Annotated in this window: 23 protein-coding genes; 10 read left to right on the top strand and 13 right to left on the bottom strand. The window is 69.8% G+C overall.

Features of this window, described 5'->3' with window-relative positions; genetic code table 11:
* Positions 1–10: 10 nt before the first annotated feature.
* Positions 11–1,225: an alanine transaminase gene (alaC, locus tag U5O44_RS11125; protein ID WP_322588544.1), complete on the top strand. Its 1,215-nt coding sequence runs from the start codon at positions 11–13 to the stop codon at positions 1,223–1,225.
* A 15-nt stretch (positions 1,226–1,240) separates the two neighbouring features.
* Here the strand turns inward: alaC and U5O44_RS11130 are convergent, their stop codons facing one another.
* Together U5O44_RS11130 and U5O44_RS11135 are read right to left on the bottom strand one after the other, a co-directional pair.
* A complete protein-coding gene (locus tag U5O44_RS11130; protein ID WP_322588545.1) occupies positions 1,241–1,660 on the bottom strand; it encodes a Bug family tripartite tricarboxylate transporter substrate binding protein in 420 nt (139 codons plus the stop codon).
* Positions 1,648–2,574 carry a DeoR/GlpR family DNA-binding transcription regulator gene (locus U5O44_RS11135; RefSeq protein WP_322588546.1) on the bottom strand — a complete coding sequence of 309 codons (927 nt, stop codon included), beginning with the start codon at positions 2,572–2,574 and terminating at the stop codon, positions 1,648–1,650. The genes U5O44_RS11130 and U5O44_RS11135 overlap by 13 nt, the downstream gene beginning before the upstream one ends.
* Positions 2,575–2,631: 57 nt before the next feature.
* Between U5O44_RS11135 and U5O44_RS11140 the strand changes: the two genes are divergently transcribed.
* Positions 2,632–3,030, top strand: a complete 399-nt coding sequence (locus U5O44_RS11140; RefSeq protein ID WP_322588547.1) for a DUF4406 domain-containing protein — start codon at positions 2,632–2,634, stop codon at positions 3,028–3,030.
* A 9-nt stretch (positions 3,031–3,039) separates the two neighbouring features.
* Here U5O44_RS11140 and U5O44_RS11145 read toward each other — a convergent pair whose 3' ends face one another.
* Positions 3,040–4,029: an LLM class flavin-dependent oxidoreductase gene (locus U5O44_RS11145; RefSeq protein WP_322588548.1), complete on the bottom strand. Its 990-nt coding sequence runs from the start codon at positions 4,027–4,029 to the stop codon at positions 3,040–3,042.
* 41 nt (positions 4,030–4,070) lie between these two features.
* Between U5O44_RS11145 and U5O44_RS11150 the strand changes: the two genes are divergently transcribed.
* On the top strand, positions 4,071–4,709 hold the full coding sequence (locus U5O44_RS11150; RefSeq protein WP_322588549.1) for a tRNA-uridine aminocarboxypropyltransferase: 639 nt from the start codon (positions 4,071–4,073) through the stop codon (positions 4,707–4,709).
* Here the strand turns inward: U5O44_RS11150 and U5O44_RS11155 are convergent.
* Complete coding sequence (locus U5O44_RS11155) at positions 4,674–5,990, bottom strand: leucine-rich repeat-containing protein kinase family protein (RefSeq protein WP_416222210.1); 1,317 nt, start codon at positions 5,988–5,990, stop codon at positions 4,674–4,676. The two genes, U5O44_RS11150 and U5O44_RS11155, sit on opposite strands and share 36 nt — an antisense overlap.
* A gap of 97 nt (positions 5,991–6,087) precedes the next feature.
* Between U5O44_RS11155 and U5O44_RS11160 the strand changes: the two genes are divergently transcribed.
* Complete coding sequence (locus U5O44_RS11160; protein WP_322588551.1) at positions 6,088–8,766, top strand: EAL domain-containing protein; 2,679 nt, start codon at positions 6,088–6,090, stop codon at positions 8,764–8,766.
* Here U5O44_RS11160 and U5O44_RS11165 read toward each other — a convergent pair.
* Both U5O44_RS11165 and U5O44_RS11170 read right to left on the bottom strand, forming a co-directional pair.
* The gene (locus U5O44_RS11165) at positions 8,706–9,962 is read right to left on the bottom strand and encodes a hypothetical protein (RefSeq protein ID WP_322588552.1); all 1,257 of its coding nucleotides are present in this window, start codon (positions 9,960–9,962) and stop codon (positions 8,706–8,708) included. The genes U5O44_RS11160 and U5O44_RS11165 overlap by 61 nt on opposite strands.
* Positions 9,963–9,994: 32 nt before the next feature.
* Positions 9,995–10,630: a hypothetical protein gene (locus tag U5O44_RS11170; protein WP_322588553.1), complete on the bottom strand. Its 636-nt coding sequence runs from the start codon at positions 10,628–10,630 to the stop codon at positions 9,995–9,997.
* A 781-nt stretch (positions 10,631–11,411) separates the two neighbouring features.
* Between U5O44_RS11170 and U5O44_RS11175 the strand changes: the two genes are divergently transcribed.
* Together U5O44_RS11175 and U5O44_RS11180 are read left to right on the top strand one after the other, a co-directional pair.
* A complete protein-coding gene (locus tag U5O44_RS11175) occupies positions 11,412–13,031 on the top strand; it encodes a DEAD/DEAH box helicase (protein WP_322588554.1) in 1,620 nt (539 codons plus the stop codon).
* 79 nt (positions 13,032–13,110) lie between these two features.
* Entirely contained in the window at positions 13,111–13,734 is a 624-nt protein-coding gene (locus tag U5O44_RS11180; RefSeq protein WP_322588555.1) for a DUF4126 domain-containing protein, read from the top strand.
* Here the strand turns inward: U5O44_RS11180 and U5O44_RS11185 are convergent.
* The 7 genes from U5O44_RS11185 to argS form a co-directional block, all read right to left on the bottom strand.
* Positions 13,706–13,954 (bottom strand): hypothetical protein, encoded by a 249-nt coding sequence (locus U5O44_RS11185; protein WP_322588556.1) that lies wholly within the window; start codon positions 13,952–13,954, stop codon positions 13,706–13,708. The genes U5O44_RS11180 and U5O44_RS11185 overlap by 29 nt on opposite strands.
* Before the next feature lie 205 nt (positions 13,955–14,159).
* Positions 14,160–15,752 carry an RNA polymerase factor sigma-54 gene (locus U5O44_RS11190; protein WP_322588557.1) on the bottom strand — a complete coding sequence of 531 codons (1,593 nt, stop codon included), beginning with the start codon at positions 15,750–15,752 and terminating at the stop codon, positions 14,160–14,162.
* A 40-nt stretch (positions 15,753–15,792) separates the two neighbouring features.
* Positions 15,793–16,545, bottom strand: coding sequence for an LPS export ABC transporter ATP-binding protein (gene lptB, locus U5O44_RS11195; RefSeq protein WP_322588558.1), 753 nt, complete (start codon positions 16,543–16,545; stop codon positions 15,793–15,795).
* Positions 16,542–17,117: a lipopolysaccharide transport periplasmic protein LptA gene (gene lptA, locus U5O44_RS11200; protein WP_322588559.1), complete on the bottom strand. Its 576-nt coding sequence runs from the start codon at positions 17,115–17,117 to the stop codon at positions 16,542–16,544. The genes lptB and lptA overlap by 4 nt, the downstream gene beginning before the upstream one ends.
* Before the next feature lie 143 nt (positions 17,118–17,260).
* Positions 17,261–17,929 (bottom strand): thiol:disulfide interchange protein DsbA/DsbL, encoded by a 669-nt coding sequence (locus tag U5O44_RS11205; protein ID WP_322588560.1) that lies wholly within the window; start codon positions 17,927–17,929, stop codon positions 17,261–17,263.
* A gap of 55 nt (positions 17,930–17,984) precedes the next feature.
* Complete coding sequence (locus U5O44_RS11210; protein WP_322588561.1) at positions 17,985–18,617, bottom strand: SPOR domain-containing protein; 633 nt, start codon at positions 18,615–18,617, stop codon at positions 17,985–17,987.
* A 32-nt stretch (positions 18,618–18,649) separates the two neighbouring features.
* Positions 18,650–20,341, bottom strand: coding sequence for an arginine--tRNA ligase (argS, locus tag U5O44_RS11215; RefSeq protein WP_322588562.1), 1,692 nt, complete (start codon positions 20,339–20,341; stop codon positions 18,650–18,652).
* Between the two features lie 92 nt (positions 20,342–20,433).
* On the opposite strand from argS, the gene U5O44_RS11220 reads away from it, so the two are divergent.
* From U5O44_RS11220 to U5O44_RS11235, 4 genes are all read left to right on the top strand, one after another.
* On the top strand, positions 20,434–21,774 hold the full coding sequence (locus U5O44_RS11220; RefSeq protein WP_322588563.1) for a serine/threonine-protein kinase: 1,341 nt from the start codon (positions 20,434–20,436) through the stop codon (positions 21,772–21,774).
* Positions 21,775–21,880: 106 nt separating this feature from the next.
* Positions 21,881–22,150, top strand: coding sequence for a hypothetical protein (locus U5O44_RS11225; protein WP_322588564.1), 270 nt, complete (start codon positions 21,881–21,883; stop codon positions 22,148–22,150).
* 58 nt (positions 22,151–22,208) lie between these two features.
* Entirely contained in the window at positions 22,209–22,649 is a 441-nt protein-coding gene (locus U5O44_RS11230) for a CopD family protein (RefSeq protein ID WP_322588565.1), read from the top strand.
* Between the two features lie 47 nt (positions 22,650–22,696).
* Positions 22,697–23,842, top strand: coding sequence for a VanZ family protein (locus U5O44_RS11235; protein ID WP_322588566.1), 1,146 nt, complete (start codon positions 22,697–22,699; stop codon positions 23,840–23,842).
* Positions 23,843–23,853: the final 11 nt, after the last annotated feature.

Raw genomic sequence — 23,853 nt, forward strand, 5'->3', positions numbered from 1 at the left:
GCCACTGCCAATGTCTTCCCCCGCCTCCTCTTCGGGCAAGCGCCGCTTTGCGCGCATCGACCGTCTTCCCCCCTACGTCTTCAACATCACGGCCGAGCTGAAGCTCGCCGCGCGCCGCCGTGGCGAGGACATCATCGACCTCAGCATGGGCAACCCCGACGGCGCCACCCCCGCGCACATCGTCGCCAAGCTCACCGAGGTCGCCCAGCGCCCCGACACCCACGGCTACTCGACCAGCAAGGGCATCCCGCGCCTGCGCCGCGCGATCTCGCACTGGTACAAGGACCGCTACGCCGTCGACATCGACCCGGACAGCGAAGCCATCGTCACCATCGGCTCCAAGGAAGGGCTGGCGCACCTGATGCTCGCGACACTCGACCGCGGCGACACGGTGCTGGTGCCCGACCCGAGCTACCCGATCCACATCTACGGTGCGGTGATCGCCGGGGCGGACATCCGCTCGGTGCCGAATGTGCCGGGGGTGGACTTCTTCGCCGAACTGGAGAAGGCGATTCGCGGCAGCTACCCGAAGCCGAAGATGATGATCCTCGGCTTCCCGAGCAACCCGACGGCGCAGTGTGTCGAGCTGGAGTTCTTCGAGCGGGTCATCGCGCTGGCGAAGAAACACGACATCCTCGTCGTGCACGACCTGGCCTACGCCGACATCTGCTTCGACGGCTGGAAGGCGCCGTCGATCATGCAGGTGCCGGGCGCCAAGGACATCGCGGTCGAGTTCTTCACGCTGAGCAAGAGCTACAACATGGCCGGCTGGCGCATCGGCTTCATGGTCGGCAACCCGGACCTCGTCGCCGCGCTGGCGCGCATCAAGAGCTACCACGACTACGGCACGTTCACGCCGCTGCAGGTTGCCGCCGTCGCCGCGCTGGAGGGCGACCAGCAGTGCGTCAAGGACATCGCCGCGACCTACCAGAAGCGCCGCGACGTGCTCGTCAAGGGCCTGTGCGACGCCGGCTGGCCGGTGGAATGCCCGAAGGCGTCGATGTACATCTGGGCGAAGATCCCCGAGCGCTATGCCCACCTCGGCTCGCTGGAATTCGCCAAGCGGCTGATGGAGAAGGCCAAGGTCTGCGTGTCGCCGGGCATCGGCTTCGGCGACCACGGCGATGACCATGTGCGGTTCGCGCTGATCGAGAACGAGAGCCGCATCCGGCAGGCGGTGCGGGGGATCAAGGCGATGTTCAAGGCGGAGGCGGGGGGCGGCTGAGCTGCCGCCCCACCCTCAAGGCCTCAGATCCGCCGCCTTGATCGCCGGCTGCCAGTCCGCCACCTGCTTGGCCACGAAGGCGGTGAATTCGGCCGGCGTGGCCTTGCGCGGCGTGATGCCGAGTTCGGTGAAGCGCTTGACGATGGTGGGGTCGGACTCGATCTCCGCCAGCGCGCGCGCCAGCCGCTCGGTCACCGTCGGCACCTCGGGCAGCAGCGGCGAGCGGGTCGGCGTCGTCGCCGCGAGCGCGCGGATCTGGCCCGAGATCAGGTCAGTGGTCATCGGTGCGCCGCCGCGGTAGGGCACGTGGGTCATCTCGACCTTCATCGCATCCTTGACCCTCTCGCCGACGATATGGCCGCCCGCGTCGGGCTTGTTGTCCACCACCGGCTGGCCCAGCACCTTGGACAACGGCTCGGCGATCACGCGGGCCACGATGTCGCTGGGATGTCGATGGCAGAGCCCCCCCCCGAGAATGCGAAGAAGATCCCCCGCCCGCGGGCGCCCTGCCCAGGGCGAGCCCCGGGAAAAGCCCCACCAAAAGGGCAGGCCGAGAAGCAGGGGGGGAGAGGGACCGCCCGCAGCACCTCGACCCCCAGCGCCTCCAACCCCGCCACATTCGCCGCTGGCGTGTCCGCCGCCACGATGAGCGTGGCGATCTCGGCGGCCGGCGCGATCACATACGCCGACGCCGCCCCGAGCTTCTCCGGCGACGCCATCACCACCGTCTCGGCTGCACGTTCGTGCAAGGCACGCTTGATCGCCGCTTCCTCGAAGTCGCCCGTGCTCAGCCCCGCCTCGGCGTGGATGCCGGTGACGCCCATGAAGTAGAGGTCGGCGCGGACATGGCGCACGGCCTCGATCGTGGTCGCGCCGACCGTGACCATCGAGTGCTTGAACAGGCGCCCGCCGAGCAGGATGACCTCGATGTGCGGGTGGTCGCCGCGCTCGCCGAGTTCGACGGCGATGGTCGGGCTGTGCGTGACGACGGTGGCATGCAGGTCGGGCGGCAGGGCGCGGGCCAGCGCCGTCGTGGTCGTGCCGCCGTCTAGCAGCACCACCTGCCCCGGCTGGACCAGCGCCGCCGCCCGCCGCGCCAGCGCCTGCTTCGCATCCGGCGCCACCTGCCGGCGCACCGCCATGTCACCGATCGCCGCCGACGCCGGCAGCGCGCCACCATGCACACGCTGCAGACGCCCCTCGCGTGCAAGTTCGCGCAGGTCGCGGCGGATCGTGTCTTCAGAGATCTGCAGCTCCTCGCTCAGCACCTTGGCGACGACCTGGCCGTCGCGGGCGAGTCGCTGGAGGATGAACTGCTGGCGCTGGCGGGTGAGCAAGGTCGTGGACATGGTGCCGCGATGATAGTAGATTGCATGAACATCCACATTCATGCACGAGTCTGCACGATGACCACCACCGCAACCCTTCCGAACACCACCGACCGCACGCTGCTGATCCTGATCGCCGGCCCCTACCTCTCCGGCACCGACGGTGACCCGCAGCGCATCGCCGCCAACATGGCCCGCATGGAAGCCACCGCGCTGCCGCTGTACGAGCGCGGGCACCTGGCGATGATCGGGGAGTGGGTGGCGCTGCCGATCATCCATGCCGCGGGCGGGCGTGAACACGGCGACGCGGTGTTCCACCAGTACCAGTACCCGGTGGCGGAGCGGCTGCTGTCGCGCTGCGACGCGGTGCTGCGCATCCCGGGTGCATCGCGTGGCGCCGATCAGGACGTGGCGCGCGCCCGGGCGCGCGGCCTGCCGGTCTACGAGCGGATCGAGGACGTGCCGGTCAAGGTCTGACGGCCGGCCTCACATGGCGGCGCACTGCGCGATCAGCTCGTAGGAGCGCAGCCGCGCCGCGTGGTCGTGCGTGGCGCCGGCGATGATGAGTTCGTCCGCGCCGGTGCGCTCGACCAGGGCGCGCAGGCCGTCCGTCACCGTCGCGGGCGAGCCGACCACCGCCACCGACAGCATCCGCTCGACCTGCCGCCGCTCGACCGGGCTCCACAGCACGTCCATGTTATCCACAGGCGGGGGCAGCGGACCACGCTGGTTGCGCACCATGCCGAGGAAGCGCTGCTGGATCGATGTGAACAACTTCTGTGCCTCGGCATCGGTGTCGGCGGCGATCACGTTGGTGCCGACCATGGCGTAGGGCTGTGGATAACTGGTGGACGGGCGGTAGGTGCTGCGGTAGATGTCCAGTGCCTGCATCAGCATGTCCGGCGCAAAATGCGAGGCGAAGGAAAACGGACGGCCCAGGTAGGCCGCCAGTTGCGCCCCGTAGAGCGACGATCCGAGCAGCCAGATCGGCACGTGCGTGCCCGTGCCGGGGATGGCGCGCACGCTCTGGCTGGCGTCGGGCTCGCCGAGGTAGCGGGCCAGCTCCATCACGTCCTGTGGAAAACTGTCCTCGTCGCTGCTGTGCAGATGGCGGCGCAGCGCCCGCGCCGTGGCCTGGTCGGTGCCGGGAGCGCGGCCGAGGCCGAGGTCGATGCGGCCGGGGTAGAGCGTGGCCAGCGTGCCGAACTGTTCCGCCACGACCAGCGGCGCATGGTTCGGCAGCATCACCCCGCCGGAGCCGACGCGGATGGTCGAGGTGCCACCCGCGATGTGGCCGATCAGCACGGCAGTGGCCGAGCAGGCGAGCCCCGCCATGTTGTGGTGTTCGGCGAGCCAGTAGCGGCGGTAGCCCCAGCGTTCGGCGTGCTGCGCGAGGTCGAGCGCGTGGCGCAGCGCAGTGGCGGCATCGCTGCCTTCGGCGATGGGGGCGAGGTCGAGGACGGAAACGGCGATCATGCGGGCATCTTCGCGCAATCCGCCTTCGCCCGCTGTCCGCCATGGAACACCCCCGCCGCCCGACTTGTCCACAGTGCGCCCGCCCGCTGCGCACCTGTCTGTGCCGCTGGGTCACGCCGGTGGACAACATGGTCGACGTGCTGATCCTGCAGCACCCGCTCGAAGTCGGGCAGGCCAAGGGCAGCGCCGTGCTGCTGCAGCGCAGTCTGCAGCACCAGCATTTGTCCACAGGCGAACAGTTCGACGCCGCGGCGCTGGACAGCCTGCTGCACGCGGGCGGGCGAACCAGCGTGCTGCTGTATCCGGACGAGCCGGGCACCGCGCAGCCTGTGGACAAGTCCCCCGTCCCTGCCGAAGCAGGGCGCCTGCGCCTCGTCGTGCTCGACGGCACCTGGCGCAAGAGCCGCAAGCTGCTGCACCTGAACCCGGCGCTGCAGCGCCTGCCGCGGCTCGCGCTGGCCGCGCCGCCGCCGTCGCAGTACACGATCCGCAAGGCGCACCGGCCAGACCAGTTGTCCACACTGGAGGCGACCTGCCTGGCGCTGGCGCAGCTGGAACAGGCGCCGGCGCGTTACACGCCGCTGCTGACCGCGTTCAGCGGATTCGTCGGCCACCTCGCGGCCACAGCCCGGTCCGGCACGTCCTCAGCCGAGGCGGGCGAGTGCGGCGACGAGGTCTGACCCCAGCGGCCGGTGCGCCACCTGCGGCTGCAGACAGGCGTCGCGCAGTGCTGTGAGCGGCCCGCACCGAGGATCGGTCGGGTTGTCCACAGCAGCCAGCAGTTCTTCCAGCAGACACCCGAAGGCGCGCACCTCCAGCCGCTGCAGCGCGCCCGCCGTCGCGCGGTCGTCCGGATCGAAGAACGACGCCGCCCCGAAGTCGCTGAGCAGGGCACGGTCCACGGTATTCCACAGGATGTTGTGGCCGTACAGGTCGCCGTGCAGCAGACCACGGGCGTGCAGATGCGCCACTGCGCCGGCCACCGCACGGACAATTATCAACAGCTTGTCCACAGAGATATCAAACCCGTCCGGGTAGACATCCCGGCTGCACGACGCAAAGCTCGGTGGCCCGGCCAGCGGCTGGAACGACGGGTCGAGCAGCGGCAGCACCAGCCCCGGTGTCGCGTCTGCCGGGTTGTGGACAAGTCCTTCGACGCCGACCAGTCCGGGGTGTCCGGCTGCCGCCAGGGTCGCGGCCATCTCGCTGTCCGGCAGGCCGTCGCTGGTCATCGAACCTTTGAACAACTTCACCGCCACCTCTGTGGATAACTGTTCACTGTTTGTCCACGTCGCCTTGTGGATAACACCGGATGCGCCCTCGCCCAGCACTCGGTGAATGCACAGCTTGTCCCAGGGGATCTGTGGAATGTCCGGCCTGTGGAGGCTGTGGGAAAGTGTGTGGAAAACCGGGTTGCCGCCGACCGCCAGCCAGGCCAGCCGGGGCATCGTCAGGAGCCAGGACGGCAGCGCCGAGAGCCGGTTCGCGGCCAGTCGCAGCAGGGCGAGTTGTCCACAGCCGGACAGGTCTGGCAGGTCCGCGAGGCGGTTGCCGGCGAGCATCAGCTTCTCCAGCCGGGGGCGTGTGCCGAGGGTCTCGGGCAGCCGCTCGACCGCGTTGTCGGTGAGGATCAGCCAGCGCAGCCGGGCCGGCAGCGACTCGGGCGGCACCTCGGCGATCCGGTTCGCCTTGAAGCCCACCATCTCAAGTTGTCCACAGCTTCCTAACACGGGTGGCAGTGTGGTGAAGGCGTTGTCCGAACAGAAGACCACGCGCAGGCGGTGCAGCCGCGGCAGGTCGTCCGGCAAGGTGGACAAGCGGTTGCCGGTCAGGTTCAGGACTTCGAGCGTCTCGGCCAGATCGAACACCTCGCGTGGCAGTTCGGTCAGCCCACACGACAGGTCGAGCCGGCGCGCGCCGGCCAGGGCGCCACTGCGCAGCGATTCAAGGGCATGCATCACATCACCACACATCATGTTCATTTCCGGGCGACCGTGCCCGTGCAAGACTCGGACGGTATCACCCGGCATGCACTGAACTCGACTCCGGAACGCCGTCATGACCGTCCCCGCGCCCCTCGCTCCCGATGAAGCCCAGCGTCTGTCCAGACTGCGGGCACTGGCCATTCTGGACAGTGCGGCCGAGCCGATCTTCGACACGCTGACGGCACTGGCGTCGCAGGTGTGCTGCACGCCGATCGCGCTCGTCAGCCTGGTGGACGGCGAGCGCCAGTGGTTCAAGTCGAACGTCGGCATGCCCGGGGTCACGCAGACGCCGCGAGACCTGGCGTTCTGTGCCCACACCATCCTGGGCGAGGTGGTCATGGAGGTGGCGGATGCCGCCCTTGACCCGCGTTTCACGGCCAATCCGCTGGTGACGGACGACCCGGGCATCCGCTTCTATGCGGGCGCTCCGCTGACCTTGTCTGATGGTCACCGGGTCGGCACGCTGTGCGTGATCGACCGCCGGCCGCGCCAGCTCGATCCTGGCCAGCGGGCGGTGCTCACCCGGCTGGCCGAGGCGACCGTGCAGGCGCTGGAGATGCGCGAGCGCGGTGTGCGGGCCCTGGACCAGCTCAACGCCGAGCGGGACTACCTGGCCCATGTGCTGGAGGGCGCCAACGCCGGGGCGTGGGAATGGGACATCACCACGGGCCATGTGCAGGTGGACGAACGCTGGGCGGCCATCACGGGCCGCACGGTGGACGAGGTCCGGCCCCGGACGGTGCAGATCTGGTGCGACCTGTGCCATCCCGATGACCTGGCCGAGGTGATCCGACGGCGCACCCTGCATCTCCAGCGGCAGATCGACTTCTTCGAATGCGAAGCGCGGATGCGCCACAAGGACGGGCGCTGGGTATGGGTGCTGGACCGTGCGACGGTGACCCACTGGTCGGCTGACGGCCGGCCGCTGAAGATGTCCGGCGCCCACATCGACATCAGCGCCCGCAAGGCCACGGAGCAGGCCCTGCACGACAGCCGCGAGATGCTGCGCGTGACGCTGCAGTCCATCGCCGATGCGGTCATCACGACGGACGCCCACGGCGCCGTCACCTGGCTCAACCCGGTGGCCGAGCGCATGACCGGCTGGACCCGACACGAAGCGCGCGGCTGCGCCATCGAGCAGGTGTTCCACATCGTCCACGGCCAGACGCGCGAGCCGGCGCCGAACCCGGTGCGCACCAGCCTGGCCGAACAGCGCACGACGAGCCTGGCGGAGGACACCGTGCTGATCGGACGTGACGGCATCGAGCGCGACATCGAGGACTCGGCCGCGCCCATCCGCGACGCCGAGGGCGCGCTGCACGGCGTGGTGCTGGTGTTCCACGACGTGACCGAGCAGCGCCGCCTCAGCCAGGAAATGCACCACCGGGCCCGCCACGATGCGCTGACCGGTCTGGTCAACCGCGGTGAATTCGACCAGCGGCTCAACCGCGCCCTGGCCCGGGCGCAGCACGACCAGAGCGACAACGCGCTGCTGTACCTCGACCTCGACCAGTTCAAGCTGGTCAACGACGCCTGTGGCCATGCCACGGGCGATCTGCTGCTGCGCCAGATCGGGGGGCTGCTGCGCGACGCGGTGCGCACCCGGGACACGCTGGCGCGGCTGGGCGGCGACGAGTTCGGCGTGCTGCTCGAACACTGCTCCACCGACCAGGCGCGCCGCGTGGCCCAGCAGATCTGCGACCGGATGGACGAGTTCCGCTTCGTGCATGACGAACGCCGCTTCCGGGTGGGGGTCAGCATCGGCCTGGTGCCGGTCGATCGGCGCTGGAGCCGCTCGGCCATGGTGATGCAGGCGGCCGATGCCGCGTGTTACGCCGCCAAGGAGGCCGGCCGCAACCGGGTCCACACCTGGTACGACTCGGACGAAGCCCTGCGGGAACGGCACGGCCAGATGCAGTGGACCACCCGGCTGGAGCAGGCGCTGGACGAGCACCGCTTCGAACTGCACGCCCAGCGCATCGAGCCGATCCGGCGCCCCGGCGAAAAGGATGCAGTGGCCGTAGCCGGCCTGCACTGCGAGGTGCTGCTGCGCCTGCGCGAGGCCGACGGCACGCTGGTGCTGCCGGGGGCCTTTCTGCCGGCCGCCGAGCGGTTCCAGATGGCGTCGCGGCTGGACCGCTGGGTGGTGCGCGAGGTCTTCGACACCTTGTCGCGCGCGGCGGTGATGCCGCAGGTGATCGCCATCAACCTGTCAGGCCAGTCGCTGGGCGACCGCAGCTTCCACCAGTACATCCGCGAGCGGGTGGCCCAGGCCCCGTTCGACGTCACCCGGCTGTGCTTCGAGGTGACCGAGACCACCGCCATCACCCACCTCGGCGAGGCGACGGTGTTCATGCGCGAGATGCGGGCGCTGGGCATCCGCATCGCGCTGGACGATTTTGGTGCGGGCACATCGTCCTTCGGCTACCTGAAGTCCCTGCCGGTCGATGTGCTGAAGATCGACGGCCAGTTCATCCGCGACCTGACCGCAGATGCCCTGGACCTGGCCGCCGTGCGCTGCTTCCACGAGGTGGCGCAGGTGGTCGGGGTGCAGACCGTGGCCGAGTTCGTCGAGTCCGAGGCCGTGCTGGCCCGGATCGGCGAGATCGGCATCGACTTCGCGCAAGGCTACCTGATCCACCGGCCCGAGCCGCTGGCCCGTGTGCTGGCGTCGGGCCCCGCAGACCCGGCTCAGCGCAGCAGCGGCCGGGACGCCACGCGGCGCTCGATCTCGGCCTTCATCCGCTCATAGGCAGGCGCGCCAACCCCGCCGTAGGTCGCCTTGAACTCGGCCTCGTTCAGGAATTCGGGCAGGTCGGCCACGCCGGGCATGAAGTCCTCGTCCGTCACCCCCTTCGACAAATCGGCCTGCAGCCGCTTCGGGTCGTTGGCGGCGATCTGACCGAAGCGGGTGCCGGCGCGGTCGGCGGCGATGTCGTTGAAGCTGAAGCCACTGCCGCCGCGCGAGTCGGAGATTTCCTTGTACAGCCCGATGGCATCGGCCAGCCGACCACCGCCTTCGGCCGCCAGCACGGCGGAGACCAGGAAATGCATCGCGAAGTCCTCCCGCCCGCGCACCAGCACCGGGCGCGGCACGGGTCGGTTCCAGTGCCGCGCCTCCGGAACGAAGCGCGCCGGGCTCTGGCCCGTGGCATAGAGGGCCAGCGCGATCAGCGCCGAGCGGTTTTCCTGCGCCGCGACCTGGTCGCCACCGCCCACGGCCGCAGTGCGCACACGCGCCAGGTCGAACATCGGCGGCAGCAGCGACGCCAGCGGCACCGGCCCGCGCCCCTTGCCCAGCAGCGCCGGCAGCCGCTCCACATAGCTGCGCAGACGCTGCTGGTCCGCGACCGGCAGCATCACGGTGCGCAATCCGTCCGGACGCCAGACGTAGTCCAGCACGATCTCCGTGGGCTGCAGCGTCACCCGCTGCACCATGCCGACCACGGTCTGCACCTGCTCGGTCGCCTCGTAATGGGCGATGGCCTGGACCAGCAGCCAGCGCGCCAGCCCGGGCGGCACCGGCACGCGGCCGATCTGCAGGCGCTCCAGCGCGGGCAGGCCGGCGGTCTGGCGCACGTCGGCCTCGACATTGAGCCATTGCCCGACGGGACTGCGCGGCCATTGCACGCTCAGCTGGATCCGGGCCGACTGGTCCGCCAGCACCACGCGGCCGGCGCCGTGCAGCAGACGCCGGCTGGCGTCGTGCAGGATCAGGTCCAGGTCACGGCCATCGGCGTGGAAGGTGCGGACCGCCTCGCCCTCCTGCGGGTGCTTGCGCGGATCGGCAGCGCCCAGCACATCGCGCACACGGGCCACATCGGCGGCGGTCATCGCCGAATCGCGCCGGACCAGCGGCCGGTCGTTCAGCGCCAGCCAGACCAGCAGCACCGCCGACAGCAACACCGCTGCCAGCGTCCACAGCAGCAGCTTGAATACAGTTTTCATATGCGGCGCATCTTAGACGGGCCGCGCAGCCTTCAGGGTGTCCGGTCCGCACGGTCGTCCGGCAGGTAGATCCGGTCGGAATACGTGGCCAGCCATTCGGGGCGGAAGGCGACGAAAATCGCCACGACCATCCCGGTCAGGAAGGCGTCCCCCCAGGCCGACAGCCAGCGGCCGATCATCTGCTCCTGCGGATCCAGTCCCGGACCGGCGCCATGCAGCCACAAGGACAGCGCGCCGGCCAGCACCGTGCTGAGGGCCGTGACGATGAACCCGCGCCCGAGGATGTAGACGAACAGGTGGTGCGGCAGCCAGCGCCGCACCGCTGCCCCCATGGCCAGTGCCAGCGTCGCCGGCACGATGCCCAGCCAGACCAGCCGGTGCAGGGCCTCGGCCGTGTCCAGATCGGCCAGCAGCGCGGTGACCAGCGCGACCGGCACCATCGCCAGCACCGCCATCGGCCAGCCCGCCAGCAGCATCAGCAGCACCGCCCCGGACAGCGGCTGCACCACCGCCATCGCCACATAGCGGTCCGTCCCCCAGAACAGCGGCATCACCGACCACCAGGCCAGCCACGCCCAGGGCGGCCCCTCGGCCCGTGCGGCACGCCAGGGCCGCAGCGCCAGCGCCACCACGAATGCCACCAGGGCGAGCAGGAAATCCAGGACCATGGCGCGCATCGTATCGGCCCCCACACCGGGTCGACATGACGCCCGACAAGTCCACCCGGCGGTCAGGACTTCGCCATCGGGCCACCGTGGAACCGGAAATGGAACCGGAACGGTCCGACGATGCCCACATCCCGTGCAGCGGTGGCGGCCATACCGGCTACAGTCCCGGGCAAATTCCAGGACTTCGAATCACGGCCGGCATTGCCCACCCATGGCGTCAACTTCCTCTCCCCGCAAGACCCCCTCCACCCGCAAACGCACGGCAGCCCGCCCGGTGACCCCCGAGCCGGCCGACACGCCCGCAGCGGTCGCCCCCGATGTGGTCGCCGCCGAGCCGGCACCTGTCGCTGCACCGGCAACCCAACCCGTCGCGGCGCCTGCCCCGGCGCGCAAACGCGCGCCCCGCAAGACAGCCGCCCGGACCGTGGCTGAACCACCGGCACCGGCATCTGCGCCTGAACCTGCGCCCGAGCCCACGGCGCCTCCCGCAGCGCCCGCCCCCGAGCCCGCGCCAGCCGCACCTGCCGCACCGGCAAAAAAATCCGCCCGGCGCACCCCTGCGCGCAAGAAGGCAGCCGCCCTTGCAGCCCCCGCCGAACCGGACAGCGCCACCGTACCCGAGGCTCCTGCAGCCCCTGCGCCGGAACCCGCACCGGCACCGGTACCGGCCACAGCCGAAGAGCCGCAGGCAGAGCCGGTGCCTGCCGCCGCACCGCCTGCAGCACCCGAAACGCCCGAAACACCTGACGCCCCTGCAGCACCACCGCCAGACCTGCGCCCAGTGCACAGCGCAGTCACGCTGGTGCGCGGCGTGCGCCACCAGCTGCACTGGGCCGCCGGGCGCCACTGCCCGCCGGACCTCGACGCCGCCGCACAGGCCCTCGGCAGCCCCACCGATGCGGCACCGCTGGTCAACGACCTGGCGCTGATCGCGCTGGTGCAGCTGGCGCGTGAGCGGCGCCACCCGCTGCAGGTGGACGCCGAGGTCTGGGACTGGCTGGCCCGCGCCCGCGACCTGCGGGCCCGGGTCGACCACCTGGAGCGACTGCACCCGCTCGGCCCGCTCAGTCCGGCACTGGCCGCACTGGTGACGGCCCCGCTGCGGCCGTACCAGGCGGAAGCCGCCCTCTACGCCGCCTGCGCTGGCCGCAGCCTGCTCGCCGACGAAACGGGTCTGGGCAAGACGGTGCAGGCCATCGCGGCGCTGTGCGTGATGGGCAGCAGCTTCGGTGCCGAACGTGCGCTGGTGCTGTGCCCGCCCGAGCGGCTGGCGCACTGGCAGGCCCAATGGCAGACCTGGGCTGGCGCCGACACCCCGATCACGCCGGTGTTTGCCGATCTGGCCCGCCTGACGGATGGCAGTCTGGCCGACCTCGCGACCGATGCCGACGTCGTCGTGGTCGATGAACCCGCCGATGCACAAGCCTCGCCCTGGGCACAGCCGGCCAGCCTGGCTGCGCTGCAGTCGCTGGCCAGTCCTTGGGCGATCGTGCTGGCGCGTGCGCCGCTGGAGGAGCGCCCCGACACCTGGCGGGCCATGCTCGACTGGATCGACGAGGGCCACTTTGGCGCCGTGGCCGCACTGCAGGGTGGCCACCTCGACACGCTGGCCCCCTGGATGCTGCGCCGCACGCGCACGCTGGTGCTGCGCCAGCTGCCGGAGACGGTCGAGCAGACCGCCTGGGTCGCCCTCACGCCGGACGCGCGCACGCGGCATGACACGCTGCTGGGCGCCGTGCGCCGCAGCGTGCAGCGCTGGCAGCGTTGCCAGTTCCTCGGCAACCACGAACAGCGCACGCTGGTCCGCGCCCTGCATGACCTGCGCCAGTGTGGCCAGGACGCGAAGCCGGCCGCCGCGCTGCAGGCGATCGACACGGCCCTGTCTGCGCCGGAACACAAGGTGGTGGTGTTCAGCCAGTGGCCGGGTGCGCTCGATGCGCTGGGGGCCGCACTGCACGCCCGCGGCACCGCCTTCCAGCGCCTCGGCCCGGAGGTGGTGGGCGATGCCCGGCGGGCGATGGTCAGCGCATTCCAGCAGGATCCGGCGCTGCGCGTGCTGCTGTGCCTCGACGACGAACGTGGCGGACAGCTCGGCCTGCGCCATGCCGCGACCGCCATCGTCCACCTCGACCGCCCGTGGAATCCGGCATTGCTGGTGCAGCGCCTGAGCCGCGTGCACCGCACGGACCGGGTGCGGCTGGTGGCGGTGCACCATGTGCTGGTGGACGACAGCATCGAGTCGCGCCTGGTGCATGCCCAGCAGGACGATGCCGGACACGAGCGCTTCGTCGGACTGGTCGAGGGACCGAACGCCGACGTCTTCCTCGAAGGCCCGCGGCTGGCACGCTTCATGTCGGCGCTGGCCGCACTGGTCGACGCACCCGGCCTGAACGCAGGCTGAGCGCGACACGCCGGAGGCCGCACACACGGCGGCCCCCGGCTACCATCGCCGCGCTTGCCCTCACCACAGGAACGCGGCCATGGCCTTGCCCCTCGGCACTCCGGAACTGATGTCGATTGCGGCCACGCTGGGCTGGGCCAGCGGGCTGCGGCTGTACGCCGCGCTCTTCTGCACCGGGCTGGCAGGCCACCTGGGCTGGATCCCGCTGCCCGCCGGTCTGCAGTGGCTGCAGCAGCCGGTGGTGCTTGGCGCCAGCGGCCTGATGCTGACGGCGGAGTTCTTCGCCGACAAGATCCCCGGCTTCGACTCCTTCTGGGATCTGCTGCACACCTTCGTGCGCATCCCGGCCGGCGCGGCACTGGCAGCGTCGGTCTTCGGCGGCGACGAGAACAGCTGGACCATGGCCGCGGCCGTGCTCGGCGGCTCGCTCGCGGCCACGGCCCATGTGGCCAAGTCGACCACGCGGGCGGCCGTCAACACCTCGCCTGAGCCCTTCAGCAACTGGGGGCTGTCCCTGGCCGGTGACGCCGCCGTGCCGGCGATGCTGTGGCTGTCGTGGGTGCAGCCGATGTGGGCTGCGGTCGGGCTGGGGGTGGCCGTGGTGGTGATGCTGGGGCTGACCTTCTGGCTGCTGCGCCATGTGCGGGCGCTGCTGCGGGGTCTGGTGCAGCGCTTCAGCGGCGCGTCGACAGCGACGGACTGACAGCGGCCGTCCGCAGCGGCGGCAGCGGCGTCTGGGTCAGCAGAAACTGCTCGGCGAGCCGGCCCAGCTCCGCACTGCCGCAGGCCCGGCACAGGCTGAGCACCGCGCGGGCGTATTCGGGCGGGCCGAGCATGAGGTTGATGTCCACGTCTTCGCCCATCTCGTGCATGAGCAGATCGTGGATACGGCTGGCGATCTGGTGGCGGACTGGGTCGTGCATGGCGGGTCTCCTGGATTCACCCCCAGTCCATTGCACAGGCCGTGCCGGCCAGATCGCAAAATCGATCACGCCACCTCGTGCACCCGCCAACATCACGCACCAAGGCCTGTCGGGGTAACTACCGGCCCCTGCCCGCAGCCATGCGCAGCACTGCCGGAGGCCGCCCCGACTTGGTGCAAGGGCAGCCCAGACGGCCGTCGGCGGTTCAGATCGCCTTGCGCAGATTGGCCGGCGCGATCTTGAGCGCCTCGCGGTACTTGGCCACCGTGCGGCGGGCGACCTGGATGCCTTGCTCCTCCAGCATCGTGCTGAGCTGGCTGTCGGAGAGCGGTTTCTTCTGGTCTTCGGCGGCGACAAACTGCTTGATCAGCGCGCGCACCGCCGTGCTCGACGCGTTGCCACCCGCCTCGGTGTTCAGCGAGGAGCCGAAGAAGTATTTCAGCTCGAAGGTGCCGAAGGGCGTGTTCATGTACTTGGCGGTGGTCACGCGCGAGATGGTGGACTCGTGCAGGCCCAGCTCGTCGGCGATCTCGCGCAGCACCAGCGGCTTCATCGCGATCTCGCCGTGGGTGAAGAAGCCCTTCTGGCGCTCGACGATGGCCTGCGAGACGCGCTGGATGGTGTCGAAGCGCTGCAGGATGTTCTTGACGAACCAGCGCGCCTCCTGCAGCCGCACCGCCAGCGTGGCGCCCCCTTCGTCGCCGGTGCGCTGGCTGCGGTGCTGGCGCAGCACCTGGGCGTAGAGGTCGTTGATGCGCAGCTTGGGCATCACGTCCGGATTGAGCACGACGCGCCAGCCGCGCCCGGCCTTCTGCACGATCACGTCCGGCACGACGATGTTGGCCTCGGCACGGGCGAAGCGCCGGCCGGGCTTGGGCTCCAGGGTCAGGATGAGCGACTGGGCGTCGCGGATGTCGTCCTCGTCGGCGCCGGTGGCGGCCGTGAGCTTCTTCATGTCGCGCCGGGCGAGCAGCTCCAGATGGCCCTGGCAGATCAGGATGGCCACGCGCTGTGCCTCGGTGCGGTCCAGTTCCCGCAACTGCAGCACCAGGCACTCGCCCAGATCACGCGCCCCGACGCCGCACGGCTCCAGGTTCTGCAGCCAGCCCAGGGCGCAGCGCAGCCGGTCCATCAGCTCCTCGCGCAGCGTGGCCGCCTCCTCGTCGTCCGGCGTGTCGCCGATCGACAGCTCGATGGCCAGCCGCTCGGCGATGTCCTCCAGCGGATCGGCCAGGTAGCCGTCCTCGTTGAGCGAGTCGATCAGCGCCTCGACCAGCAGCATGTCCTCGCCCGCCAGCCGCATGCCAAGCAACTGGCCGCGCAGGCAGTCGTTGAGGCTTTCGGTCAGGCTGGAACGCTCGCTCCAGTCGCCGTCCTCGTCCTCGACGGCGTTGCTGCGCGCACCGGACACATCGGACAGGCTGTCGTAGTCCTCGCGTTCGCTGCCGCTGTCCCAGTCATGGCTGTCGGCGTCGCTGCTGCCGCTGTTGAAGTCGAGCTGGTCGACACCGGGGGGGTCGGCCTCGGGGGGACTGCTGGGCGTGGCCGCGGTGTCGCCGCCGTCCCAGTCGTCGGACGCGCTGGGGCTGCGCTCGGGCGGGGCCAGCGTGGCGTCGGCCATCGGGCGGTCCTGGGCGACGCCCTCCTCATCGACTTCGAGGAAAGGATTGGCTTCGAGCATCTGCTCGACTTCCTGGTGCAGCTCCAGTGTGGAGAGCTGGAGCAGCCGGATCGACTGCTGCAGTTGCGGCGTCAGGGCCAGGTGCTGCGAGAGACGGACCTGCAGGGAAGGTTTCATGGGGTAGGGGCCGAAAGCACAGTCACGGTCACGGTCGCATTCACATGCGGAAATGTTCGCCGAGGTAGACCTTGCGCACATCGGGGTTCTCGACGATGGCCGCCGGCGTTCCCTCGGCCAGCACACGGCCCTCGCTGATGATGCAGGCGCGGTCGCAGATGCCCAGCGTCTCTCGCACGTTGTGGTCGGTGATGAGCACGCCGATGCCGCGGGCCTTCAGGAAGCCGATGATCCGCTGGATCTCGATCACCGCAATCGGATCGACCCCGGCAAAGGGCTCGTCCAGCAGGATGAAGCGTGGCTGCGTGGCCAGCGCCCGGGCGATCTCCACCCGCCGGCGCTCGCCACCGGACAGCGCCGGGGCAGGGCTGGCGCGCAGCCGCTCGATCGACAGCTCGTGGAGCAGGCTGTCGAGCAAGGCCTCGATGCGCGCGGCACCCAGCGGGCGGCCATCGGGGCCGTGCTGCAGCTCCAGCACGGCGCGGATGTTCTCCTCGACCGTGAGGCGCCGGAAGATCGAGGCCTCCTGCGGCAGGTAGGACAGCCCGAGCCGCGCACGCTGGTGGATCGGCAGGCGCTGCACCTCGGCGCCGTCGATGCGGATGCTGCCCGCGTCGGCCCGCACCAGCCCGACCAGCATGTAGAAGCTGGTGGTCTTGCCCGCACCATTCGGGCCGAGCAGGCCGACCACCTCGCCGCTGCGCACCGACAGGTGCACATCCTGGACGACCAGCCGGGCGCCATAGCGCTTCTGCAGTCCTTCTGCCTCCAGACAGCTGCGGGCTTCGGTCAACGCGCAGCCTCCGCACCGATCGGCTCGACCGCCGTGCCGTTGGCACTGCTGCCGGACTTGCGCGGCGTCACGACACCCTTCACGCGCCCGCCCGTGCCGCTGGTCGATGTCGCACCAGCACTGCCCTGCACCTCGAACACGTCGCGGGCGTGGTTGTAGACGATGGTCTGCCCGCTGACCTGGTCCGCCGGCACGCCGCCACGCAGCACCCGCACCTGCGCCTGGTCGATGAAGCGCACGGTCTCGGTGACGGTGTCGTACTCGATGCGCCGGGCCTGGCCTTCGACGATCTCGTCCAGCCCCTCGCGCTTCTGGCGAAAGGTCGCGGGCTGACCATCGGCGCTGGTGGCGGTGGCGAACTGGCCCTGCGCCGTCTCCCGCAGCTCGATCTGGGCGGCCTTCAGCACCAGCGTCCCGCGGGTGATCTCGACCCCCCCGCTGAGCGTACGGATCTTGCGCTTGCCATCCAGCACCATGCGGCCTGCGTCGAAAGTAAGCGCCTGCTCGCTGTCGGCCTTTTCAGCCTGCACCGGCAAGCTGCCGCCGACCAGTGCGGCGACAAGCGCCAGCACCACACCCGGGCTTCGGCATGGACGTCGGAACGGCAAGGCAAGAGTCATGGGGTATCGAGGCATGGAACTTGCATTGATTCTAGCCAGAAGCGAAGAGGCCCGCGACATCTTCTGTCGCGGGCCCCGTGTGTGTTGCCGTGTGGTCAGGCGCCCTTGCGCGATCGGGCGATGAGCTGATCCGTCAGCGCCAGCGCCCGGACCTGTCCTTCGGTCTCGGGCGTGTTGTCGCCGCCCGCCAGCGAGGGCGAGGTGTAGTAGCGGCCGTGGATGCCCAGTGCCGGCACGCCGTCGATCTTGTAGGCCTCGGAGAGCAGCTTGCCCTGGCGGACCTTGTTCTGCATGCCGAAGGAGTTGTACATCTCGGTGAACTTGGCGCGGTCGGCCCCGTTCTGCACCGCGAACTCGATCAGCGCCTCGGGCTTGTCGAGCTTGGCGCCCTGGTGGTGGATCGCGTAGAAGACCTTGCGGTGGATCTGCTCGACCAGCCCGAGTGCCTCCAGCGTCGCATAGAAGCGCTGCTGCGGCTCGAAGTTGGGGCGGAAGCCGACATGCACACGCCGGAAGGCCACATCGGCGGGCAGCTTCTTGATCCAGGCCTCCAGCGCCGGCTCGAAGGCATTGCAGTGCGGACAGCCGTACCAGAAGAACTCGACCACTTCGATCTTGCCGGCCGGCGCCGACACCGACACCGGCGTGGACAGGCGGACAAAGTGTTTGCCTTCCTGGAACGCCCCCTGGGCCGACACCAAGGGGCTGGTCCCAGCCAGCGCAAGGGCTGCGGTGCTGCCCACGACAAACTCACGACGCTTCATGCAATGTTTCCTTTCGATGGTCCAGCCAGATCAGAGTGGTTCGGTTCGGCAAGGTTCAACGTGGCACACGCACCAATGCAGCTTCTCCGTAACCCGACGCGGTCGTCTGGTCGCGCATCCGCTCGGCATCGTCGCGCGTGTCGAACGGACCCAGCCGCACACGGTACATCAGGCGTCCCGATTGTTCACGTTCGGTGATGCGGGCCTTCAGTCCGCCCATCGCCAGCTTGGCGCGCTGCTGTTCCGCATCGTCACCGCTGGCGTAGGCACCGACCTGCACGAAATACACAAACGCATCCGCACCGGGTTTGGCTGACGCGCTGGCCGCCGACGAGGCACCAGAGGCCCCCGCCGCCGCGACCGGGGCACGGACAGCGGCCGAAGCGGCGCGCGCGGGTGCGCTGGCCACGGCGTCCTGCGCAGCAGCACCGTCGGTGCGTGCCGTGGTGGAGGGGACGGGCTTGACCGGGTTCTTGCTGTGGAGCGGCGAATTGGGATCCCAGTTGCGGTTCTTCTCGATTTCCGCCGCGTCCTGCTCAGCGGTGCGCTGGGGCACCTTGTCCATGAACGGGATCGGCGCCTTGGTGACATAGAGCGCCACGCCCAGCGCCAGCACCAGGCCCACCAGCAACCCCACCCCCACACCGGCGCCGAAGCCGCCGCGCTGTGTCTTGCCATTCGATGCCATCGGGAACCTCCAGATCCTGCGACCGGTCTCGGTCACATCTTGCTCGGGGCGCTGACACCCAGCACCGCCAGCGCATTGCGCAGCACCTGCGCGGTGGCCTGCAGCAGCGCCATGCGCGCCGGCATCGCCGCGGTGTCGCCGTCCAGGAAACGCACCGCCGCGTAGTAGCTGTGGTACGCCGAGGCCACGTCGCGCAGATAGAACGCCACATCGTGCGGCGCCAGATCGGCCGCCGCCCGGCCGAGCATCTCCGGGTACTCGGCCAGCTTGTTCATCAGCGCGACTTCGGTCGGCGCCGTCAGCCCGGACAGGTCGGCTGCCGCCAGCGCCGCGGGCGACACGTCACCCTGGTGCTCGTCGGCATACCGGGCCAGCACCGAGCAGACGCGGGCATGGGCGTACTGGACATAGAACACCGGGTTCTCGTCATTGGCCTGCAGCGCGAGGTCCACGTCGAAGATGAACTCGGTGTCGGCCTTGCGGCTGATGAGGAAGAAGCGCACCGCGTCGCGGCTGGTCCAGTCGATCAGGTCGCGCAGCGTGACGTAGGAGCCGGCGCGCTTGGAGATCTTGACCTCCTCGCCGCCCTTCATCACGGTGACCATCTTGTGCAGCACGTAGTCGGGGAAGCCGGCCGGGATGCCGACGCCGGCCGCCTGCAGGCCGGCGCGCACGCGGGCGATGGTGCCGTGGTGGTCACTGCCCTGGACGTTGACGACCTTGTCGAAGCCGCGCTGCCATTTGTGGATGTGGTACGCCACGTCCGGCACGAAGTAGGTGAAGGTGCCGTCGGACTTGCGCATCACGCGGTCCTTGTCGTCGCCGTAGTCCGTGCTGCGCAGCCAGAGCGCGCCGCCGTCCTCGAAGGTCTTGCCGGCGTCCACCAGCTTCTGGACCGCGTCAGTGACCCGGCCGCTGCTGTAGAGGCCCGACTCCAGATAGTAGTGGTCGAAGCGCACGCCGAAGGCCCGCAGGTCCAGATCCTGTTCATGGCGCAGGTAGGCGACGGCGAACTGACGGATGCCGTCGAGGTCGGCCGGGTCGCCCGAGGCGGTGAACGCGCGGTCGTCCGCCTTGACGGTGGCCTTGGCGAGGAAGGCGCTGGCGATGTCGCCGATGTACTCGCCGTTGTAGGCCGACTCGGGCCAGCCATCGTCGCCCGGCTTCAGCCCGTTCAGGCGGCACTGGGTCGAGGTGGCGAGCGTGCCGATCTGGACACCGGCGTCGTTGTAGTAGAACTCGCGGTGGACCTGCCAGCCCTGGGTGGCGTAGAGGTTGCACAGCGCGTCGCCGAGCGCGCCCTGGCGGCCGTGGCCGACGTGCAGCGGGCCGGTCGGGTTGGCCGAGACGAACTCCACCATCACCTTGCGGCCATTGTCCGGGCGCACGCCGAAGCCGTCGGCCTCGGCCAGCACCTGCGCCACCACCTGCTGGCGGGCGGCGGGCTTCAGGCGGATGTTGATGAAGCCCGGGCCGGCGATCTCCATCGACTCGACCCACTGCTGCGCCGCGGGCCGGGCCTGCAGCGCCGCGATCAGCGCCTGCGCGAGCGCGCGCGGGTTCTGCTTCAGCGGACGGGCGAGCTGCATCGCCAGCGTGCAGGCGAGGTCGCCGTGCGCGGCCTGCTTAGGGTTCTCGAAAGCAGGCTCGACCGCCGCACCGGGCGCGATCTCGGCCAGCGCGTCGCCGAGCGCGGCGAGGAGTTGCTCTTTGGCTTGAATCATGCGGGGATTCTACGGGGCAGGTCGGCGCGCAATCCGCACTTGCCCCGGCAGCCCGGGAGTGAAAAGATCGGCGATTGCCCTCTGACCCTCCCATGATCGACTGCACCGCACCGGTTCTGCCCCAGCGCATCGGCAAGTACCGCGTCATCCGTCGCCTCGGCGAAGGCACGACGAGCGAGGTCTTCCTGTGCCACGACGAGTTCAACGACCGCCCTGTCGCGGTCAAGCAGGTGCGTGCCAGCGTGCTGAGCGACACCCACGACGGCCACATGTTCTCGCGCTTCTTCGCCTCGGAAGCTGCGCTGGCCGGCCGGCTGCACCACCCCAACGTGGTCGAGATCTTCGACGCCGTGCCCGACCCGGTCGCCCCCTATGTGGTGATGGAGTACGTGCCCGGCACGACGCTGCGCGCCTTCTGCCAGCCCGGCCACCTGCTGCCGCTGGAGCAGATCGTGGAAATCGGCTTCAAGTGCGCGATGGCGCTGGGCTACTGCTACCGGCAGGGCCTCGTCCACCGCGACGTCAAGCCCGCCAACATCCTGACCCTGACCCAGGGCCACGACACCGAGATCCACGACATCAAGCTGACCGACTTCGGCAGCGCGCTCAACCTGACCTCGGACGCCACGCAGGTCCACCGCGTCGGCTCGCTGGCCTACATGTCGCCCGAGCAGCTCGACGGCAGCGAGCTGGACGCGCGGGCGGACATCTACGGCCTCGGTGCCGTGCTCTACCACCTGATCGCCGGACGCGCACCGTTCGAGGCCACGAGCCAGGCCAGCCTGATGCACCAGATCTGCCATGTGCAGGCGCAGAGCCTGGTCGGACTGCGCACGGGCGTGACGCCGGCGCTGGATCTGGTCGTGCAGCGCTGCCTGGCCAAGCGTGCCGACAGCCGCTACGCCTCCTGGGATGCCGTGGGCGAGGCGCTCTCACAGCTCATCACCCTGCACCATGTGCCGCGCGGCACTTCGCAGGGCGTGCTCGACTCCGAACGCTTCACCCTGCTGCGCACGCTGGAGTTCTTCACCGAATTCGGCGATGTGGCGCTGTGGGAAGTCGTGCACCGGGCGCGCTGGCAGCGCTTTCCCGTCGGCCATGCGCTCTACAACCGCGGCGAGGAGGGACGCACCTTCCACATCATCGCCAGCGGCGCGGTCGAGGTCTACCGCGATGCCCGCCGCGTCGCGCAGCTCGGCGCCGGCACCTCGGTCGGCGAGATGGCCTACCTAGCGCCCAGCCCCGAACTGCGCCGGCACAGCACCGACATCGTCGTCATCGAAACCGCCACCGCCATCTCCTTCACGCCGGATGCGCTCGCCCGGCTCAGCCCGCAGACCCGCCACCTCTTCGACGAAGCCTTCATCCGCGTGCTGGTGCGCCGCCTGCATGCCGCGCACGAGGCGCTGGCCCACCCGCGGCGCATCCTCTGAACCGACGCTGGCCGACAAGGAATTCCCGCTTGCCGAAAGGGGTCTGTGCGGTTTCAATGTGCGTGGCGCCGTCTCGCGGCGTCGAGAAGCCCCCAAGGAATCGACCATGAAGACGCTCATCACCGTGCTCGCACTGACCCTGGCGGGTCTGTCCTCCACCGCCTATGCCGCCAATGCGGCCTGCGAAGCCAAGGCGGGCGAGAAGAAGCTGGCGGGTGCCGCCAAGAACAGCTTCATGAAGAAATGCGAGCGTGAGGCCGGTGGCGGCGGCGATGCACAGGCCGCCTGCGACACCAAGGCCGCCGAGAAGAAGCTGGCCGGCGCGGCCAAGAACAGCTTCGTCAAGAAGTGCGTCAAGGACGCCACCGCCGGCTGATCTCCCCACGGCCCGTGGGCCGGCACCGCCTGACACGGTCGGTCCTTATCATGCGGCCATGGACACGCTCTACCTCGGGGTCAAGACCCTGCACATCATCTTCATCGCCAGCTGGTTCGCCGGGCTGTTCTACCTGCCCCGCATCCTGGTCAACCTGGCGATGGTCGCCCCCGACAGCCACGCCGAGCGCGAGCGCCTGCTGCTGATGGCGCGCAAGCTGCAGCACTTTGCCACGCTGCTGATGGGCGTCGCCCTCGCCAGCGGCCTGTGGCTGTGGCTGGGCCATGACTACTGGCGCGGCCCGGGCAACGGCTGGCTGCATGCCAAGCTGACGCTGGTCGTGGTCGTGCTGGGCATCCACCATGTCAATGCGCGCCTGCTGCGCCAGTTCGAGCACGCCGCCAACCGGCGCAGCCACGTCTGGTTCCGCGTCTACAACGAGGTATCGGTGCTGCTGTTCGCCGCCATCGTGGCCCTGGTGGTGTTCAAGCCGTTCTGACCGCAGCACCAGAACCCGCTGTCGAACCCGATCCGGACGGCCGCACGATGCCTGCCCACCGATCGTCCTCCTGGCCGCTGGCCTGGATGTGGGTCGGGCTGATCGTCTACGCCAGCCTGCATCCCTTCACCCGCTGGCAATGGCCAGTGCTGCCCCCGGGACAGGACTGGCACACCCTGGCGCTGCTGCCGCTGTCGCGCTACACACGGTTCGATTTCTGGTCGAACTACCTGGCCTACCAGCCCCTGGGCCTGCTGCTGGCGGTGGCCTGGCTGCGGGCGGACACGGCGCCATGGCGGGCAGGCCTGCAGGCCACGGCCGCAGGCGTGCTGCTGTCCCTGCTGATGGAGTGGACCCAGTATCTGCTGCCGCAGCGGGTGCCTTCGCGGGTCGACTGGGCACTCAACAGCGCGGGCGCCCTGACCGGCGCCGTGCTCGCACTGGTGCTGCAGCGCCTGGGCGTGATGGCGGGCTGGCAGCGGCTGCGCGACGGCCTGTTCGTGCCGCACGGCACGCTGGGCCTGATGCTGCTGCTGTCCTGGCCGATCGGGCTGCTGTTCCCGACACCCGTGCCCTTGAGTCCCGGCCAGGGTCTGGTGCGGCTGGGCACCCTGCTGGACAGCTTCCTGGTCGACACGCCCTTTGCCGGCTGGGTGCCGCTGCCCGATGCACACCATGTGCTCGCCCCGGGTGTCGATGCGTTGGTGACCGCACTCGGCCTGCTCGCGCCTTGTCTGGTCAGCTTCGTGATGCTGCGCCGTGTCCGCCACCGCCTGGTGACCCTCGCGGGCGCCTGCGCGCTGGGCGTGACCACCACGGCCTTGTCGACCGCGCTGAACTTCGGCCCCGACCATGCGATGTCCTGGCTGGCGCCGCCCGTGGTGCCGGGGCTGCTGATGGGACTGGTCCTGGGCTGCGCGCTGGCCTTCCTGCACCGCAGGGTGGTGGCGGCCCTCGGACTGGTGCTGCTGACCACCCTGATCGCACTGATCAACCAGACCGGGGCAGACCCCTACTTTGCCCTCAGCCTGAAAGCCTGGGAGCAAGGCCGCTTCATCCGCTTCCATGGCCTGGCCCAGTGGATCGGCTGGGTGTGGCCGCTGGCGGCTTTGATATTCCTGATGATCCAGGTCATCGCTCCCCCCCGGCCGCGCCCCCCGGATGCCCCACCGTCGTCGTCGTCGACAGCCTGACTCCTACAATC

The organism is Sphaerotilus sp. (assembly GCF_034519685.1).
GTDB lineage: Bacteria > Pseudomonadota > Gammaproteobacteria > Burkholderiales > Burkholderiaceae_C > Sphaerotilus.